Genomic DNA, 15,955 nt, shown 5'->3' with positions numbered 1-15,955 from the left:
CGTCGGTTGTCATAATGTGTCATGCTTCCGCCGTCTCAGGTCAGTTGCGGCCGGTGGCGTCCCGCCCCCAACCCCTGATCCGTGAGACGACCTGTTGCGGCGGGCCACCGGGGGGGTGGCCCCCGGCGGCCCGCTGTGTCCTGCCGTACGCCGCAGGCCCGGAGCAGGCGGCAGGTGCGCCCGCTCCGGGCCACCCCCGTCCTCGCCGGGGTGTCCGGCGGTGGGGGGGCGGGGCCGAGGCGGCCCGGGGCGGCGTCATGGCGGCGGTGAGGTCAGCACTGGCGTGGCGCCTGCCGGCCGCTGCCGCGTTCATGCGGTGACCGCGCCGAGGAGTGCGCGACCGCGCGTGCCCCTGTGGTCGAGGTACGGCTCGACAGCGTCGGAACCGGAGCCAAGCGGTAGCGGGTCGAGGCCGACGACAACGCATCCGGGGGAGCCGTGCGTCGCGTCAAGGCGGGTTGCGGCACACAGCGTCGCAGTGAACCCGGGGCCCGGCACCCCGGCACGGGCCGTCAGCACGTCCCCTCCACGGCAGCCTGGATCTTGAACTCCATCCACACGAACTTGCCGGGTCCGAGGCGGCCGGACGACCCCCAATCGTCCGCGAAGGCGGCGACGAGCATCAGGCCACGCCCGCGGTCGTCGGTGTCCGCGGGCGTGCACATGCGCGGAGTGCCCCCGCCGGCGTCGTGCACCTCGATGCGCACGACGCCCTCGTTGATGATGATCCGTACGAGGAAGCGGCGGCCGGCGGGGGTGTGCTGGAGCGCGTTGGTCGCGACTTCGGAGACGCACACGCGAATGTCGTCGGTGCGGTCGCCCGCGCCAACCACGGTGGCGACGAAGTCGCGGGCCTTGCCGACCGAGGCGGCACTCCGGGCGAACAGGCGCGCATACGTGGTCTTGGTGTCTGCCTCGTTCCCGGTGGGAGGCTGTCCGGAGGACTGCCCATCCGCTGCGTGGCTGCCTGCCGTCGTCATACCGAATCTCCGCGGGGGGTATCTCGTGTGGCCCCGACTTCCTGCCGGGTACTACTCTGCGTATCCCAACCATCACCGAGAAGCGGCGACTTGACCCCCCGTCAGGCGTCGTCGCAGCGGCAGGCAACAGCGGGAGACGGCATGGCCGAACAGACAGGCGAGAACAAGGACCAAGAGAAGCAAGACGCACGCGAGATCTTGGCTCACGCGCTTGTCACGCTGAGGAAGAAAGCGGGCAAGTCCCTCTCGCAGCTCGCAGAAGACACAGGGTACGAGCGAAGCTACCTAAATCGCCTTGAAAACGGCGAACGCATTTCAAAGCGCCCGGTCATGGAAGACCTGGACAGCTACTACGGGACTGACGGATTGCTGGTAAAGCTCTGGCAGTCAGCGCGGAACAGCGTCATCGTGAACAGGTTCAAGCTGTTCATCCGGTACGAAGAGGGGGCGGTGATCATGCACAAGTTCATGACCGCGATCCCCGGACTCCTCCAGACCGAGGACTACGCGAGAGCCATCCTGTCGTCATCTCCGAACCACGGAGGGCCGGACTGGCTGGAAGAACAGGTAGCCCTGCGCCTCAGCCGTCAGGAACTGCTAAGGCGGGAGCCGCCGCCGAGCCTTCGCGTGATCCTCGACGAAGCCACGCTCAGGCGGCCAACCGGGGACGCGAAGGTGTGGGCGGGACAGCTCACCCACTTCTTGGAGTCGGCCGAGCAGCCCTCCATCGTGATCCAGGTCCTACCCTTCACGGCCGGCGTCCACGACCTCATGGGCGGTTCGTTGTCGCTGCTATGGCAGGCGGACGGGATGGGCGTTGCCTACCTGGAGGGCAACAAGTCGGGGGACCTGGTGGAGGATGCGGCAGAGGTGGCTCAGTACAGGCTGTCATACGATCAGCTACGAGACGCGGCCCTCCCACCGTCAGCCTCGCTCGATTTCATCAGAACCGTTATGGAGGACACGGCATCATGAGTACCACCAACCTCGGCGCCGCGCGGTGGCGCAAGAGCAGCTACAGCAACGGGGGCGACGCGACCTGTGTTGAGGTCTCCGACAGCTTCCCCGGCATTACGCCGGTACGGGACTCGAAGGACCCAGACGGCCCGGCGCTCGTCTTCTCGGCGGATGGCTGGGCTTCGTTCGTCGCCGCCGTCAAGGGCGGGGAGTTCACCGCCTGAGCCCACGAAAGCAGACCCCGAGTGACCGGCCCTCGCCACGCGGCGGGGGTCGTTGTCGTGCCGGCACAGGCCACCAATTCGGCGCCGACCGTACGTGTGCGAGCGGCGCGCCGCCGCGACGGGCCATCCCCGCATGGGCGGGGAGCAGGTCCTCGTCGCCGGCCGGCTCGGGCGGTACTGGGGTCCATCCCCGCGTGCGCGGGGAGCAGTGGCTTGGAGCTGAAGGCGAATCGGACGGACACGGGTCCATCCCCGCGTGCGCGGGGAGCAGGGCCTGTTGGCGTTCGGGGGTTCTCGGTGTGGGGGTCCATCCCCGCGTGCGCGGGGAGCAGGTCTCGGGGTCGACGGAGATGTCGCCGTGTTCGGGTCCATCCCCGCGTGCGCGGGGAGCAGCCGTTGCTGTTGCGCTCGTAGCGGCGGCCGGAGGGTCCATCCCCGCGTGCGCGGGGAGCAGGTCCCCAGCGGCCCGCCCCTCGTGCTTCGAGAGGGTCCATCCCCGCGTGCGCGGGGAGCAGAACGGCTGCAATGGCGGAGATCAGTGCGACTAGGGTCCATCCCCGCGTGCGCGGGGAGCAGTTCTCAATCCGCACAAGCCACGGGCGCAGGGTGGGTCCATCCCCGCGTGCGCGGGGAGCAGCGATCATGACCGCTTTGGTCTGCGTGTCCTCCGGGTCCATCCCCGCGTGCGCGGGGAGCAGAGAGGTAGAGGAGGCTGTCGCGTACGTGGCCGGGGTCCATCCCCGCGTGCGCGGGGAGCAGCACACGAACGTCCGCCGCGCGCTGATCGCGGCGGGTCCATCCCCGCGTGCGCGGGGAGCAGGACCCGGACATGACGTTCGAGCGCGACGACTCGGGTCCATCCCCGCGTGCGCGGGGAGCAGCACACGGCGTCGGACGCCTTGCGGATCGTGTTGGGTCCATCCCCGCGTGCGCGGGGAGCAGCTACTGGGACGCCCCCGGCCAGCGCGACCCCGCGGTCCATCCCCGCGTGCGCGGGGAGCAGATGGGATGGGACATCTCCCACGGCACCAACAAGGGTCCATCCCCGCGTGCGCGGGGAGCAGCGGTTTCCTCTGCCGGCAGCTTCGCCTCGGAGGGGTCCATCCCCGCGTGCGCGGGGAGCAGGCGCGCGCTCGCCCCAACAGAGCGTTGAAGCGGGGTCCATCCCCGCGTGCGCGGGGAGCAGGGGGACTCGTTGAGGATGCCGGTGATGTACAGGGGTCCATCCCCGCGTGCGCGGGGAGCAGCAGATCTGGCCGCTGCGCCCGGATCTGGTGCGGGGTCCATCCCCGCGTGCGCGGGGAGCAGCACGGCGTGCGGCTGGAGTCGGGGCTGACGTTCGGTCCATCCCCGCGTGCGCGGGGAGCAGTCGTTCCAGTCATCCCGCGCTCGGATGTACCCGGGTCCATCCCCGCGTGCGCGGGGAGCAGTCATCGAGGACCCTCCGGCGAGCTGACGACGTCGGGTCCATCCCCGCGTGCGCGGGGAGCAGTCCTTCCCGCCCGGGCCGCCGCCGTCTTTGATGGGTCCATCCCCGCGTGCGCGGGGAGCAGCGTTCGCGCGAGAGCGAGCACACGCGGGCATGGGGTCCATCCCCGCGTGCGCGGGGAGCAGCTGTGTCATCTCTCCGATGACAACGAGGAGTTGGGTCCATCCCCGCGTGCGCGGGGAGCAGGTACACCTTCCGGCCGGCACCCGGCCAACGTCGGGTCCATCCCCGCGTGCGCGGGGAGCAGAAAGGACGACCGATGGGTGAAGCCCACGACGAGGGTCCATCCCCGCGTGCGCGGGGAGCAGTCCAGGCGGCAGCGGCAGACTGGCGCCGGCGTGGGTCCATCCCCGCGTGCGCGGGGAGCAGCCCTGATGTACCGGCCCGAGCAGCTCGCCGAGGGGTCCATCCCCGCGTGCGCGGGGAGCAGGTATCGCCCACTACAGATGTAGTCCACGTGGTGGGTCCATCCCCGCGTGCGCGGGGAGCAGAGATTCTCCGCCTCGCACCAGTCCAGATATTCGGGTCCATCCCCGCGTGCGCGGGGAGCAGTCTTGCTGACCTGGGTGTTTATCGGAACCAGAGGCCGTTCTGAGCAACAAAGAGGGATTCGGACATTTCCACCACCTGCCGAGCGGGATGTCTGCGTACTTCGTGGTGCGCGGGGTCCAACACTTCGTCTCATGCTACGAGTTCAGCTTTAGCCGTTGTCAGCGGAAACGACTGCCGAACTCCAGTGGCCACGACGGTTCCTCCCGGAGTACCTCCCCGGTGCGGGGCCGTCTCCGGCCCCGCACCGGGCGGCAGCTGCGGGCGCGACCGCCGTGCTGGTCACGCCCCCCGGAGCACCGCGCCTGCCTCCTCCGCCGCCCGCGCCACCGCCGCGTCGCGGGCGGCGCTCGCCTCCTCCGCGGTCAGCGTGCGGTCCGGGGCGCGGAAGCGCAACGCGTACGCGAGGGACTTGTGGCCCTCGCCTACCTGTTCGCCGGTGAAGACGTCGAACAGCCGCACCGACTCCAGCAGCTCCCCCGCGCCCGCGCGCAGCGCCTCGGCTACCTTCGCCGCCGGCACATCCGCCGCCACGACCAGCGCCACGTCCTGCGTCGCCACCGGGTACGTGGAGACGTGCGGGGCCTGGACCGGGCCGCCGCCCGCGATCTCCAGCAGGTCGAGCGAGACCTCCATCGCGCAGGTGCGCTCCGGCAGCTGGAGGGCTTTGACCACCCGCGGGTGCAGTTCTCCGGCGTGGCCGACGATGCGCCGTTCGCCGTCCACGACGGCGAACAGCGCGGCGCAGCGGCCGGGGTGCCACGGCGTGTGCTGGTCGGGCTCGGCTTCCAGTTCCACGCCCGCCGCTTGGGCGACGGTGCGGGCCGCGGCCACCGCGTCCGCCCAGTCCGCCGGGCGGCCGGGACCCCACCAGCCGGCCCGCTCGCGGGCGCCGGCGAGGACGGCGGCGGCGCGGCGGGGCTGCTTGGGGAGGGCGGCGTTGAGGGAGGCGATCTCCTCGGCGGTCGGGCGGCGGTCGACGGGGAGCCGGGCCGGCTCGGACTCGTAGCCGGAGGGGCGGAAGACGAGGCCGGTCTCGAAGAGCGCCAGGTCGGCGGTGCCGCGGCCGTGGTTGCGGCGGAGGGCGGTGAGGAGGCCGGGCAGCAGGGTGGTGCGCAGGCCCGGTTCCTCGTCGCTGATCGGGTTGACGAGGGTGACCGTGCGGCGGCGGGGGTCGGACGCCTCCAGGCCGAGGGCGTCTAGGGCCACCTGGCCGACGAAGGGGTAGTTCAGCACCTCTACGTAGCCGGCGCCGGCCAGGGCGCGGCCGGCCCGGCGGTGCAGCCGCTGGCGGCCGGTCAGGCCGCGGCCGGCCGGGGGGCGGGGCAGGGTGGACGGCAGGTTCTCGTAGCCTTCGAGCCGGATGACCTCCTCGGCGAGGTCGTTCGGCGCGGCGAGGTCGGGGCGCCAGGTGGGTACGGTGACGGTCAGCTCGTCGGCGCCGTAGACGTCGCAGCCGACCTCCTGGAGCCGCCGTACGACGGCTTCGCGCCCGTACGTCACGCCGGCGACCCGGTCCGGGTGGTCGGCCCGCATCCGGACAGTGCGCGGCCCGGTGGGCGCGACGACCTCGGTGACGCCCGCCTCGGCGGAGCCGCCGGCCAGCAGCACCAGCAGGTCGACGGTGCGCTGTGCCGCGGCGGGGCCGGCCTGCGGGTCGACGCCGCGTTCGAAGCGGCGGGAGGCTTCGGAGGTGAGGCGGTGGCGGCGTGAGGTGCGGGCGATGGAGACGGGGTCGAAGTGCGCGGCCTCGATCACGATCTCGGTGGTGCCCGCCACCGTGCCGAGCAGGTGGTCGCGGACCTCGGGCTCGGCGATCTCGGTGTCGGCGCCGCCCATCACTCCGGCGAGCCCGATGGGCCCGCGGTTGTCGGTGATGAGCAGGTCCTCCGGGTGGAGGGTGCGCTCGACGCCGTCGAGGGTGGTGAGCTTCTCGCCGCGGGTGGCGCGGCGGACGCCGATGGGGCCGTCGAGCCGGGCGCGGTCGTACGCGTGGAGGGGCTGGCCGATCTCCAGCATCACGTAGTTGGTGACGTCGACGGCGAGGGAGATCGGGCGCATGCCGGCTTTTTGCAGCCGGCGCTGGAGCCAGATCGGTGAGCGGGCCTCGGGGTCGACGCCGGTGACGACGCGGGCGGTGAACCGGTCGCAGCCGCGCGGGTCGTCGACCTTCACCTCGTAGCCGTAGTCGTTGGGCGTGGGTACGTCGAGGAGCGCCGGGTCGCGCAGCGGCAGGCCGTAGGCGATGGCGGTCTCGCGGGCGACGCCGCGCAGGGACAGGGCGTAGCCGCGGTCGGGGTTGACGGCGATGTCCAGGACCTCGTCGTCGAGCTCCAGCAGCTCGATCGCGTCGGTGCCCGGCTCGTACTCCGGCGGCAGCACGAGGATGCCGTCGTGGTCGTCGCCGATGCCCAGCTCGCGCACGGAGCAGATCATGCCTTCGGAGACCTTGCCGTACGTCTTGCGGGCGCCGATCTTGAAGCCGCCGGGCAGCTCGCCGCCGGGCAGGATGACGACGACCTTGTCGCCGACGGCGAAGTTGGTCGCGCCGCAGATGATGTTCTGCGGGTCACCCGTGCTGTTGGCGTCGCCGACGTCGACCTGGCAGTAGCGGATCGGCTTCTTGAACTCCGTCAGCTCCTCGATCGCCAGCACCCGGCCGACGACCAGCGGGCCCGTGAGGTCCGCGCCCAGCCGCTCGACGGTCTCGACCTCCAGGCCGGCGCTGATCAGCCGGTCCTGGACGCCGCGGCCGGTCTCGCCGGCGGGCAGGTCGACGTACTCCCGCAGCCACGAAAGCGGGACTCGCATCAGATCTCCATCCCGAACGGCCGGGTGAAGCGCACGTCACCCTCGACCATGTCTCGCATGTCCTCGACGTTGTGGCGGAACATCAGCATCCGCTCGATCCCGAACCCGAAGGCGAACCCGCTGTAGCGCTCGGGGTCGATGCCGCAGGCGACCAGCACCTTCGGGTTGACCATGCCGCAGCCGCCCAGCTCGATCCAGCCCTCGGAGCCGCAGGTGCGGCAGGGCCGGTCCGGGTTGCCGACGGAGGCGCCGCGGCAGACGAAGCAGACCATGTCCATCTCGGCGGACGGCTCGGTGAACGGGAAGTGGTCCGGTCGCAGCCGGGTCCGCATGCCCTCGCCGAAGAGCGAGGAGACCATGTGGTCGAGGGTGCCCTTCAGGTCGGCCATGGTCAGGCCCTCGTCCACCGCCAGCCCCTCGACCTGCATGAAGACGGGGGTGTGGGTGGCGTCCAGCTCGTCGGTGCGGTAGACGCGGCCGGGGCAGATCACGTAGACGGGCAGCTCGCGGTCGAGCATGGAGCGGATCTGCACCGGTGAGGTGTGGGTGCGCAGCACGACGCCGGTCTCGTCGTCGTCCCGCTGCCCGGCCGCGCCGTCGCGCCGGGGGGCGCGGACGAAGAAGGTGTCCTGCTCGCTGCGCGCGGGGTGGTCGGGCGCGATGTTGAGCGCGTCGAAGTTGAACCACTCGGCCTCGACCTCGGGGCCCTCGGCCACCTCCCAGCTCATCGCCGTGAAGATGTCCTCGATGCGCTCGGAGAGGGTGGTCAGCGGGTGCCGCGCGCCGGCGGGGGTGCGGTCGTACGGCAGTGTGACGTCCACCGCCTCCTCGACCAGCACCCGGGCGTCGCGCTCGGCCTCCAGCTCCTCCTGGCGCCGCTTCAGGGCCTGCCCCACCTCGCCGCGGGCCCGGCCGACGCGCTTGCCGGCCTCCGCCTTGGCGTGCGGCGGCAGGGCGCCGATCTCGCGGTTGGCGAGCGCGAGCGGGGAGCGGTCGCCGGCGTGGGCGGTCTTCACCTCGCGGAGCGCTGCGAGGTCGCCGGCCGCGGCGATGGCGGCGAGCGCCTCGTCGCGCACCCGGTCGATCTCTTCCGGTTTCAGTGCCTCGACCTCGACAGGGTCGTACGACTTGTTCGGTGCCGACATCTCTTCCCGTGCTTCCGATTGGCTGGCTGCGCCCGATCCGGCGGCCGCGGCGCCGGCGACCGGGGTCGCCGAAGTGCCGGGGGTCGAGTCTACGGGCGCGGGGACGCTGGTGTGGCCCGTGGGCGGGGCGGCCGCTGCTCAGGCGAGGTGGGCCGGGGCGCCGACGGGCAGGGTAAATCGAAAGCGGGCGCCGCCGCCGGGCGCGCGGCCGACGGTGATGATCCCGCCGTGCGCCTCGACGATCCCCTTGACGATGTAGAGGCCCAGGCCGGTGCCGCCGCGCTTGCTGCCCCGCCAGAAGCGGGTGAAGACGCGGCTCATCGACTCCTCCGGGATGCCGGGGCCTTCGTCGCTCACGGTGACCTGGGTGCCTTCCCTGCCGTGGTTGAGGGTGGCGGGTGCCACCTCGATGGTGACAAGTCCCTCGCCGTGCCGCACGGCATTTTCCAGCAGGTTGCCGAGGACCTGGTCGACCTTGTCGGGGTCGGCCCACAGGTCGGGCAGCTGCCGCGGCACCAGGGTGCGGAAGCGGGCCGGGTCCTGGCCCGCGGTGGTCTGCGCCTCGACGTGCCGGTGTACGGCGGCGACCACGTCGACGCGCTGCTTGCGCACCTCCAGGCGGCCGGAGTCGATGCGGGAGATGTCCAGCAGCTCGGCGATGAGCCGGGTGACGCGGTTGGCGTCGGCGTGCACGGTCTCCAGCATCAGGCGCTTCTGGTCGTCGGTGAACCGCTCCCACTTCGCCAGCAGCGTGGCGGTGAAGCCCTTGACGGAGGTGAGGGGGGAGCGCAGCTCGTGCGCCACGGTGGCGATCAGCTCCGCGTGGCTGCGCTCGCTGCGGCGCCGGGCCTCGGTGCCGCGCAGGGTGAGGATCAGCCTGCGCACCGGGCCGGTGCGCCCGTCGCGTACGTAGCGGGCGGCCACCAGCACCTCGCGGTTGCCGGGCAGCAGCAGGTTGCGCTCGGGGTGGCCGGTGCGGATGGCCAGGCCCCCGTACGGGTCCGTCAGCCGCCACCAGCGGCGGCCCTTCAGGTCCTCCAGGGGCAGCGCCTCGGTCAGCGGGCGGCCGAGGACGGCGGCCGGCTCCAGGGCGGTGATCCGCGCGGCGGCGGCGTTGAAGCACACCACGAGACCGCGCTCGTCGGCCACGACGAGGCCGTCCGGCAGATCGTCGGGCGCCCAGCCGAGGTCCTTGGCCTCCGGCCCGTCGGCATCTGCACTCTCCACCCCATGAACCCCCTCCCACAGACCGGGCGTTGGCCTGTCCGTACGGTCGGCGCGCGGCGCCTAGGGCGGTCACCTTACCTGGCCCGGCTGACGGGACGGCACCCGCCGATCGGGCGGTGCGCCCGGGCGGAGGCGTAGAGGCAGACCGCCGCGGCGGTGGCGAGGTTCAGGCTCTCGGCGCGGCCGTGGATCGGCACGCGCACGACGGCGTCGGCGAGCGCCCGGGTCTCCGGCGGCAGCCCCCACGCCTCGTTTCCGAAGATCCAGCCGGTCGGGGCGGCGAGGCCGCCGTCGTCCTGCTCGTCGTCCAGGTCCCGCTCCCCCGCCCCGTCCGCGGCCAGCAGCCGTACGCCGGCGGCGCGCAGCTCGGTGGCGGCGTGGCCGGCGGGCACGCCGGTGACGACGGGGAGGTGGAAGAGGCTGCCGGCGGAGGCGCGTACGGCCTTGGGGTTGTACGGGTCGACGGAGGCGTCGGTGAGGACGACGGCGTCGGCCCCGGCGGCGTCGGCGCAGCGCAGCACGGTGCCGGCGTTGCCGGGGTCGCGGACGTGCGCGAGGACGGCCACGAGGCGGGGGCGGGCGGCGGCCACGTCCGCCAGCGGCACGTCGAGGAACCGGCAGACGCCGACGAGCCCCTGCGGCGTGACGGTCTGCGAGAGGCCGGCGACGGCCTCCTCCGCGGCGGTGTGCACGCGCGCGCCGCCGTCCCGGGCCGCCTCGACGATCTCCGCGTGCCGCCGGGCGGCGTCCGGGGTGACGAACAGCTCGGCCAGCGCCGGGCCCGCGCCACCGGCCGGGCCGGCGGCGTACGCCACCGCCTCCCGCACGGCCTGCGGCCCCTCGGCGAGGAACCTGCGCTCCTTGGCCCGCCCGGCGCGCCGGAGCAGCTTGCGGGCGGCGGTGACGCGGGCGGAGCGCGGCGAGATCGGCTCGGGGGTGCCCATGGGCGGCGGGGGGACCTTTCGTGCGGCGGGTTCGGGCACCGGGAGCGGCCCCTACGGACGGCAGAACCCGCAGGCCGGCGGGGCCTGCGGGTTCGTGACGCGTGCTCGCGCGGGGGCGCGCCGCCGGCTCAGGCGGCCGACTTCGGCGCGTTGACGTCGCTCGGCAGGGCCTTCTGGGCCACCTCGACGAGCGCGGTGAAGGCACCGGCGTCGTTCACGGCCAGGTCGGCGAGCATCTTGCGGTCCACCTCGACGCCCGCGGCCTTCAGGCCCTGGATGAAGCGGTTGTAGGTGATGCCGTTGGCGCGGGCAGCGGCGTTGATCCGCTGGATCCACAGCTGCCGGAAGTCGCCCTTGCGCTTCTTGCGGTCGTTGTAGTTGTAGACGAGGGAGTGGGTGACCTGCTCCTTCGCCTTGCGGTAGAGGCGGGAGCGCTGGCCGCGGTAACCGCTGGCCTGCTCGAGGATCGCCCGGCGCTTCTTCTGGGCGTTGATTGCCCGCTTGACGCGTGCCACTTGTTCACTCCTTGGGGCTGGGTCGCGTCGGCTGCGCGACCCGGAACGGCTGGGTCCCGGTGTGCTGGGTCGTCCTGCGCCCTGCCGGGGCAGGGCGGCGGCTCACCGGCCGAGCAGCTTCTTGGCCTTCTTGGCGTCGGCCTTGGACAGTTCGACCGTGCCGGCGAGGCGCCGGGTCAGAGTCGACGGCTTGTGCTCCAGGTAGTGGCGCCGGTTGGCACGCTGACGCAGCACCTTGCCGGAGCCGGTCACGCGGAAGCGCTTCTTGGAACCACTGTGGGTCTTGTTCTTCGGCATCTCGCCGTTCACTCCTCGTCGTCGGCGCTCCCGCCGCCCGGCGTAAAAGGGCATGCGGAAGCGTCGGACTGTCTCTCTCCTACGGTCCCGGACCCGGGGTCGGGCCGGGATCAGGCCTCGGCGCGCTCCGCGGGAGCGGTGTCGTCGCCCCTTCGCTCCGCCTTGCGGGCCGCCTGGGCCTCACGGGCTTCGGCCATCGCCTCGGTCTTCTTCTTGTGCGGACCGAGAACCATGATCATGTTGCGGCCGTCCTGCTTGGGGTTGGACTCCACGAAGCCCAGCTCCTGCACGTCCTCCGCGAGCCGCTGCAGCAGCCGCCGGCCCAGCTCGGGGCGGGACTGCTCACGGCCGCGGAACATGATCGTGATCTTGACCTTGTCCCCCTGCTTGAGGAACCGCTCGACGTGACCCTTCTTGGTGTCGTAGTCGTGCGGGTCGATCTTCGGCCGGAGCTTCATCTCCTTGATGACCGTGTGCGCCTGGTTCTTGCGCGCCTCACGGGCCTTCATGGCCGACTCGTACTTGAACTTCCCGTAGTCCATCAGCTTGCACACCGGAGGACGGGCGTTGGCCGCCACCTCGACCAGGTCGAGGTCGTACTCCTGGGCAAGCTCCAGAGCCTTGGCGAGCGGGACGATGCCCACCTGCTCGCCGCTGGGGCCGACAAGTCGCACCTCGGGGACGCGAATCCGGTCGTTGATGCGGGGCTCGGCGCTGATGTGGCCTCCTCATTTCCACCACGCGACTGCCTGGCGGGCAACCGCGTCACGTGCTGTCTGCCGACCACCCGCCGCGGGCACGAAAAAAGCCCCGGACGGGACGCAAATGCGGGCTCCTGCCGGGGAGCACCGCCGCAGAGCGTGCCGCGGGGCGCTTCGGACCGGTGACCCGCCGACCGGGGGCCGGAAGGTGGGAGAGCGGAGCCTCCACTTGCGGGCCGGTCGCTCCTCTTTCCTGCATGGCGCGTCCGGCCGGTCGCCCTCCAGCATAGCAGCGCCCGCGGACAACCTGCACATCCGCGCGGGGGGCGGGCGGCGGCGGCCCGGCGGGTCAGCCGATGACCGGGCCCGTGTACGCCTCGCCGGGGCCGCGGCCCGGCTCGTCCGGGTGCTCGGACGCCTCGCGGAAGGCCAGCTGGAGCGACTTCAGCCCGTCGCGCAGCGGCGCCGCGTGGTACGAGCCGACCTCCCCGGCGCCCGCGGTGACCAGCCCGGCCAGCGCGGTGATCAGCTTGCGGGCCTCGTCGAGGTCCTTGTGCGCGGCGCCGTCCTCGGCGAGCCCGAGCTTGACCGCCGCGGCGCTCATCAGGTGCACCGCCACCGTCGTGATCACTTCCACGGCGGGGACCTCGGCGATGTCGCGCGTCATCGCGTCGAAGTCGGGGCCGGTGTCGGCGCCGGGGCCGGTATCGCTCATCGGGGCTCACTTCCTCGTACGGGCCGGGAGGCCACCCTAACCAGGGCCCCGGCCGCGGCCCCGGGGCGGGCCTCGGCCGCCGCCCGGGGGCGGGCCGGGGGCGGCGGCTCAGCGCAGCGGCAGCGGCTCGCCGGGCAGCCCGGCGTCCGGCGGCAGCAGCGCCAGGTCCAGGCCGCGGACCAGCCGGGCCCGCAGGACGTCGTCCGCGGCGAGCGCCTCGGCGACCCGGCGGGCCACGCCGGCGGGGGCGGTGCCGGGGCCGGGGACGACGGCCAGGGTGCCGTCGGCCTCGCCGGCGCGGGCCAGGGACGCGGCGCGTACGCCGTCGACGGCGGCCACCACGGCGGTGACGGCCGCGACGACGGCGGGGTCGGCCAGCGGGTCGGTGCTGCCGCGGCCCTCGGCGGCGGCGAGCAGCGCCGGGCCGGTCAGCTCGTACGGGACGGGGCCCGCGACGTCGAGGACGACGGTGTCCGCGCGCTCGGCGACCGCCGCCCGCACGGCCTGCGGCACCGGCACGGCCACGGGGCGGGCGGCGGGGTCCCAGCGGGCGAGCGCAGCGGTGGAGGTGAAGGCGGGCAGGGCGCGGCGGCCGCCGGGGACTTCGAGGGTGGGCACCGCCATGTCGCTGGTCTTGTCCCGCCGCAGCCCGTCGGGGCCCTCTTCGGACTCGCCGAGGAGCGCGACGACGGGGACCAGCACCCGGGTGCCGGCGAGGGCGGCCAGCACGCGGGGTCCGGCGCCGGGGTCGTCGGGGGCGTCGGCGTACGCGGCGAGGGCGGCGGCGAGGCGGGGGTCGGCGGAGCCGTCGTCGCCGGCGAAGCCGGGGTCAGGGATGTTCTTCTGCGGCACCCGTCGAGCCTAGCGGTGGCCCCTCGCCGCCCCGCGGGCGCGGTCCGCCGGGGCCGGTGTCCGGGCCGGGCGCGGGCGCCGGCCGCGGCGGTTCGGCGGGCGGGGGCGCGTAGCCGGGGGGCGGCGGGCCGCGCCAGATCCCGGCCTCGCGCAGCCGCGGGCCGCGCCAGAGGAACCAGGCGCCCGCTATCAGCCCCACCCCCAGGACCCCGGCGACGAGCGCCAGGCCGCCCGGCCCGTCGTCCTCGGCGGGGACGAGGGCCGGCGCCTCGCCGAAGCGCTTCTCGCCGTACGCGGCCGCCGCCGGCCGCTGCGGCGCGGCCTTCCTCTCCCGCGCCGCCGCGACGGCCGCCGCGGCGTCCACCCGGCCCGCGCCCAGCTCGTCGCTGCGGCCGCCCGCGGGCGGGTCCTGCGCGGTGTCCCGCAGCAGGTCGCGGATCTGCCAGGGGCTCAGGTCGGGGTTGGCGGCGCGGACCAGGGCGGTGACGCCGGAGACGAACGCGGCGGCGGCGCTGGTGCCCCAGCCCTCGTAGTAGGTGCGGTCGGGGTCGGCGATGGCCACGTCGACGCCGGGGGCGGCGACGGTGGCGTACCAGTTCCTGGTGGAGAAGTCGGCGCGCGCCCCGGTGCGGTCGACGGCGGTGACGGCGATGACGCCGGGGTAGGCCGCGGGGTACGAGATGCGGTCGCCCTTCTCGCCGCTGTTCCCGGCGGACGACACCACGGTCACGCCCTTGCGCAGCGCGTAGCGCACGGCGGCGTCCTCGCCGGGCTCGGGGTGGGCGGACTTGCTGTCGTCGCCGAGGGAGAGGTTGATGACGTCGGCGCCGTTGTCGACGGCCCAGCGGATGCCGTCGGCCAGCGCGCTGCCGCGGGTGTCGCGGGCCTTACTGCGCTGCGCGTCGCCGTCCTCCAGGATGACCCGCACCGGCAGGATCTTCGCCTCGGGGGCGACTCCGGTGACGCCCTCGGCGGCGCCGGGGCCGTGTCCGTGCGCGGCGATGATGCCGGCCATGGCGGTGCCGTGCCGGGCCCAGGAGTCGTCGCCGCGGCGGGCGCCGAAGCCGACGAAGTCCTTGCCGTCGAGCACCTGCCCGGTGAGGTCGGGGTGGGTGGCGTCCACGCCGGTGTCGAGCACGGCGACAGTCATGCCGGCGCCGCGGGTGGTGTCCCACGCCTCGGCGGCGCGGACGTCGTCCAGGCCCCACTGGAGGTCCTTCAGGCTGTCCGCGCGCGCGGGCGCGGCGGTGGCGGTGGCGCCGAACAGGGCCGCGGCGGCGGTCAGCGCGGCGAGGAGCGCGGTGGCGCGGCGGCGGCGCGCGGGGGCGGGCCGGCGCGCGGGGGCGGGGCCGGTCGGGGGCGTCACCGCGGGGACTCCGTCGCCTTGGCGGAGGTACGGCGCAGGCTGCGCTCGACGCGGTCCGCGAGGGCCTCGGCGTCGTGGCCGAGACCGGCCTGCGCGGGCGCGGTGGTCGCGGTGGGGTGGACGGCGTCGCCGGCGGGCTGCGGCGCGGTCACGGCGCGGCCGTCGGCGAAGCCGGTGACGGCGTAGAGGACGACGGGGGCGTCGGTGAGGACCCGTACGGTCCAGGTCGCGCGCTGCTCGTCGCCGAAGCCGGCGGCGGGGCCGGTCTCCGTGCCGTACGCGCGCGGCAGCATGTCCTCCCGCGCGCCCAGCTCCTCGTCCTCGAAGCGCTCCTCGAACCGGCCCATCTTGGCGGCCCCGGCCGCGGTGAAGACCATCCCGACGGTGGTGACGCTGCTGCGGGTCTCGTCGGCGTACGTGGCGCGCAGCAGCTTCTCGCAGCCGACGCGGCGCAGCTCCCGGGCGAGCGCCGGGTCGAGGCCCTTCTGGCAGCCGGTGGGCGGGGCGACGGCGACGCGCACCCAGACGCGGTCGGCGCCGCCGGGGCCGGCGCCCTCGCCTTCGAGCCGGCGCGGGAAGAGCGTGTCGACCTCGGCGGCGTGCCACAGGCCGCGGGCCACCTCGTACGCCCCGGGCTGGGCCTGCGCGCGCGGGCCGTCGCTGAGCACGCTGCCGGTGGCGGCGCCGGCGACGAGTCCGATGCCGGTGACGAGCGCGACGGCGGCGGCCACGGTGCGCGCGACGCCGCGCCGTTCGGCGGGCGGCTCCGGCTCGGCGCGGGGGATGTCGGAGGGGAGCACGGAGGCCATGTGCAGCGGGGCGCCTACGGGGTCGGGAGGGGCGGCGGGCACGGGCGGGGCGTAGGGCCGCGGCGGGGCGGACGCGTCGGGGCCGGCCGGGGCGGCGGGCGGGGGCCCGCCGGGCGCGGGTGCGGCGGCCGGGGGTGCGGCGGGCGGCGGGGGCGGCGCGGATCGCGGCGGCCGGACGGAACCGGCGCCCGGCGGCGGCGCGGACGTCCCCGCGGACTCCGCGCGCTCCGGCGGCGCGGCCGGTGGCGGCGGGGCCGCGCGCGTCTGCTCGGCGTCAGTGCTCAACAGCCCCCTCACTCCCCTCCTGTGAGTAGCCCCCGGACGACCTGCTGACAGGCGCTCGCGACACTCTACTGGGCCCGGGTGACGGACGG

General features: G+C 74.2%; 14 protein-coding genes and 1 CRISPR repeat array. Of the genes, 2 read left to right on the top strand and 12 right to left on the bottom strand.

Annotated features, from left to right (window positions below; translation table 11 throughout):
* Window positions 1-512: 512 nt before the first annotated feature.
* Window positions 513-980, bottom strand: a complete 468-nt coding sequence (locus tag ACHZ99_RS31255; RefSeq protein WP_420308197.1) for an ATP-binding protein — start codon at window positions 978-980, stop codon at window positions 513-515.
* 141 nt (window positions 981-1,121) lie between these two features.
* Here ACHZ99_RS31255 and ACHZ99_RS31250 point away from each other — a divergent pair, with 141 nt between their 5' ends.
* Together ACHZ99_RS31250 and ACHZ99_RS31245 are read left to right on the top strand one after the other, a co-directional pair.
* The gene (locus ACHZ99_RS31250) at window positions 1,122-1,955 is read left to right on the top strand and encodes a helix-turn-helix domain-containing protein (protein ID WP_420308196.1); all 834 of its coding nucleotides are present in this window, start codon (window positions 1,122-1,124) and stop codon (window positions 1,953-1,955) included.
* Window positions 1,952-2,161 carry a DUF397 domain-containing protein gene (locus ACHZ99_RS31245; RefSeq protein WP_420308195.1) on the top strand — a complete coding sequence of 70 codons (210 nt, stop codon included), beginning with the start codon at window positions 1,952-1,954 and terminating at the stop codon, window positions 2,159-2,161. The genes ACHZ99_RS31250 and ACHZ99_RS31245 overlap by 4 nt, the downstream gene beginning before the upstream one ends.
* 119 nt (window positions 2,162-2,280) lie before the next feature.
* Window positions 2,281-4,202: a CRISPR direct-repeat array (repeat unit 29 nt; unit sequence GGGTCCATCCCCGCGTGCGCGGGGAGCAG).
* A gap of 279 nt (window positions 4,203-4,481) precedes the next feature.
* Here the strand turns inward: ACHZ99_RS31245 and pheT are convergent.
* The 11 genes from pheT to ACHZ99_RS31190 all read right to left on the bottom strand — a co-directional run bounded on the left by pheT (window position 4,482) and on the right by ACHZ99_RS31190 (window position 15,866).
* Entirely contained in the window at window positions 4,482-7,010 is a 2,529-nt protein-coding gene (pheT, locus tag ACHZ99_RS31240; RefSeq protein ID WP_420308194.1) for a phenylalanine--tRNA ligase subunit beta, read from the bottom strand.
* Window positions 7,010-8,155, bottom strand: coding sequence for a phenylalanine--tRNA ligase subunit alpha (pheS, locus tag ACHZ99_RS31235; RefSeq protein ID WP_420308193.1), 1,146 nt, complete (start codon window positions 8,153-8,155; stop codon window positions 7,010-7,012). The genes pheT and pheS overlap by 1 nt, the downstream gene beginning before the upstream one ends.
* 138 nt (window positions 8,156-8,293) lie before the next feature.
* Window positions 8,294-9,382, bottom strand: a complete 1,089-nt coding sequence (locus tag ACHZ99_RS31230; RefSeq protein ID WP_420308192.1) for an ATP-binding protein — start codon at window positions 9,380-9,382, stop codon at window positions 8,294-8,296.
* Window positions 9,383-9,456: 74 nt separating this feature from the next.
* Window positions 9,457-10,326: a TrmH family RNA methyltransferase gene (locus ACHZ99_RS31225; protein WP_420308191.1), complete on the bottom strand. Its 870-nt coding sequence runs from the start codon at window positions 10,324-10,326 to the stop codon at window positions 9,457-9,459.
* A 128-nt stretch (window positions 10,327-10,454) separates the two neighbouring features.
* Window positions 10,455-10,841: a 50S ribosomal protein L20 gene (gene rplT / locus ACHZ99_RS31220; protein WP_420308190.1), complete on the bottom strand. Its 387-nt coding sequence runs from the start codon at window positions 10,839-10,841 to the stop codon at window positions 10,455-10,457.
* A gap of 102 nt (window positions 10,842-10,943) precedes the next feature.
* The gene (gene rpmI, locus ACHZ99_RS31215; RefSeq protein WP_027757135.1) at window positions 10,944-11,138 is read right to left on the bottom strand and encodes a 50S ribosomal protein L35; all 195 of its coding nucleotides are present in this window, start codon (window positions 11,136-11,138) and stop codon (window positions 10,944-10,946) included.
* A gap of 110 nt (window positions 11,139-11,248) precedes the next feature.
* Window positions 11,249-11,857 (bottom strand): translation initiation factor IF-3, encoded by a 609-nt coding sequence (gene infC, locus ACHZ99_RS31210; RefSeq protein WP_420308214.1) that lies wholly within the window; start codon window positions 11,855-11,857, stop codon window positions 11,249-11,251.
* Window positions 11,858-12,188: 331 nt separating this feature from the next.
* Window positions 12,189-12,554: a DUF1844 domain-containing protein gene (locus ACHZ99_RS31205; RefSeq protein ID WP_420308189.1), complete on the bottom strand. Its 366-nt coding sequence runs from the start codon at window positions 12,552-12,554 to the stop codon at window positions 12,189-12,191.
* Between the two features lie 108 nt (window positions 12,555-12,662).
* A complete protein-coding gene (locus ACHZ99_RS31200) occupies window positions 12,663-13,406 on the bottom strand; it encodes an SseB family protein (RefSeq protein WP_420308188.1) in 744 nt (247 codons plus the stop codon).
* On the bottom strand, window positions 13,384-14,772 hold the full coding sequence (mycP, locus tag ACHZ99_RS31195; protein ID WP_420308187.1) for a type VII secretion-associated serine protease mycosin: 1,389 nt from the start codon (window positions 14,770-14,772) through the stop codon (window positions 13,384-13,386). Before mycP ends, ACHZ99_RS31200 begins: the two co-directional genes overlap by 23 nt.
* The gene (locus tag ACHZ99_RS31190) at window positions 14,769-15,866 is read right to left on the bottom strand and encodes a hypothetical protein (RefSeq protein WP_420308186.1); all 1,098 of its coding nucleotides are present in this window, start codon (window positions 15,864-15,866) and stop codon (window positions 14,769-14,771) included. Before ACHZ99_RS31190 ends, mycP begins: the two co-directional genes overlap by 4 nt.
* Window positions 15,867-15,955 lie beyond the last annotated feature (89 nt).

This window comes from Streptomyces sp. MAR4 CNX-425 (assembly GCF_048656465.1).
Classification (GTDB): Bacteria; Actinomycetota; Actinomycetes; order Streptomycetales; family Streptomycetaceae; genus Streptomyces.
Note: the sequence above shows the minus strand (reverse complement) of the source record. Positions and strands in the feature narration are given on the sequence as shown.

Bases quoted from the DNA above. Each gene is read 5' to 3' on its own strand.
- ACHZ99_RS31255 (WP_420308197.1), bottom strand. From the start codon at position 980: ATGACGACGGCAGGCAGCCACGCAGCGGATGGGCAGTCCTCCGGACAG.
- ACHZ99_RS31250 (WP_420308196.1), top strand. From the start codon at position 1,122: ATGGCCGAACAGACAGGCGAGAACAAGGACCAAGAGAAGCAAGACGCA.
- ACHZ99_RS31245 (WP_420308195.1), top strand. From the start codon at position 1,952: ATGAGTACCACCAACCTCGGCGCCGCGCGGTGGCGCAAGAGCAGCTAC.
- pheT (WP_420308194.1), bottom strand. From the start codon at position 7,010: ATGCGAGTCCCGCTTTCGTGGCTGCGGGAGTACGTCGACCTGCCCGCC.
- pheS (WP_420308193.1), bottom strand. From the start codon at position 8,155: ATGTCGGCACCGAACAAGTCGTACGACCCTGTCGAGGTCGAGGCACTG.
- ACHZ99_RS31225 (WP_420308191.1), bottom strand. From the start codon at position 10,326: ATGGGCACCCCCGAGCCGATCTCGCCGCGCTCCGCCCGCGTCACCGCC.
- rpmI (WP_027757135.1), bottom strand. From the start codon at position 11,138: ATGCCGAAGAACAAGACCCACAGTGGTTCCAAGAAGCGCTTCCGCGTG.
- ACHZ99_RS31205 (WP_420308189.1), bottom strand. From the start codon at position 12,554: ATGAGCGATACCGGCCCCGGCGCCGACACCGGCCCCGACTTCGACGCG.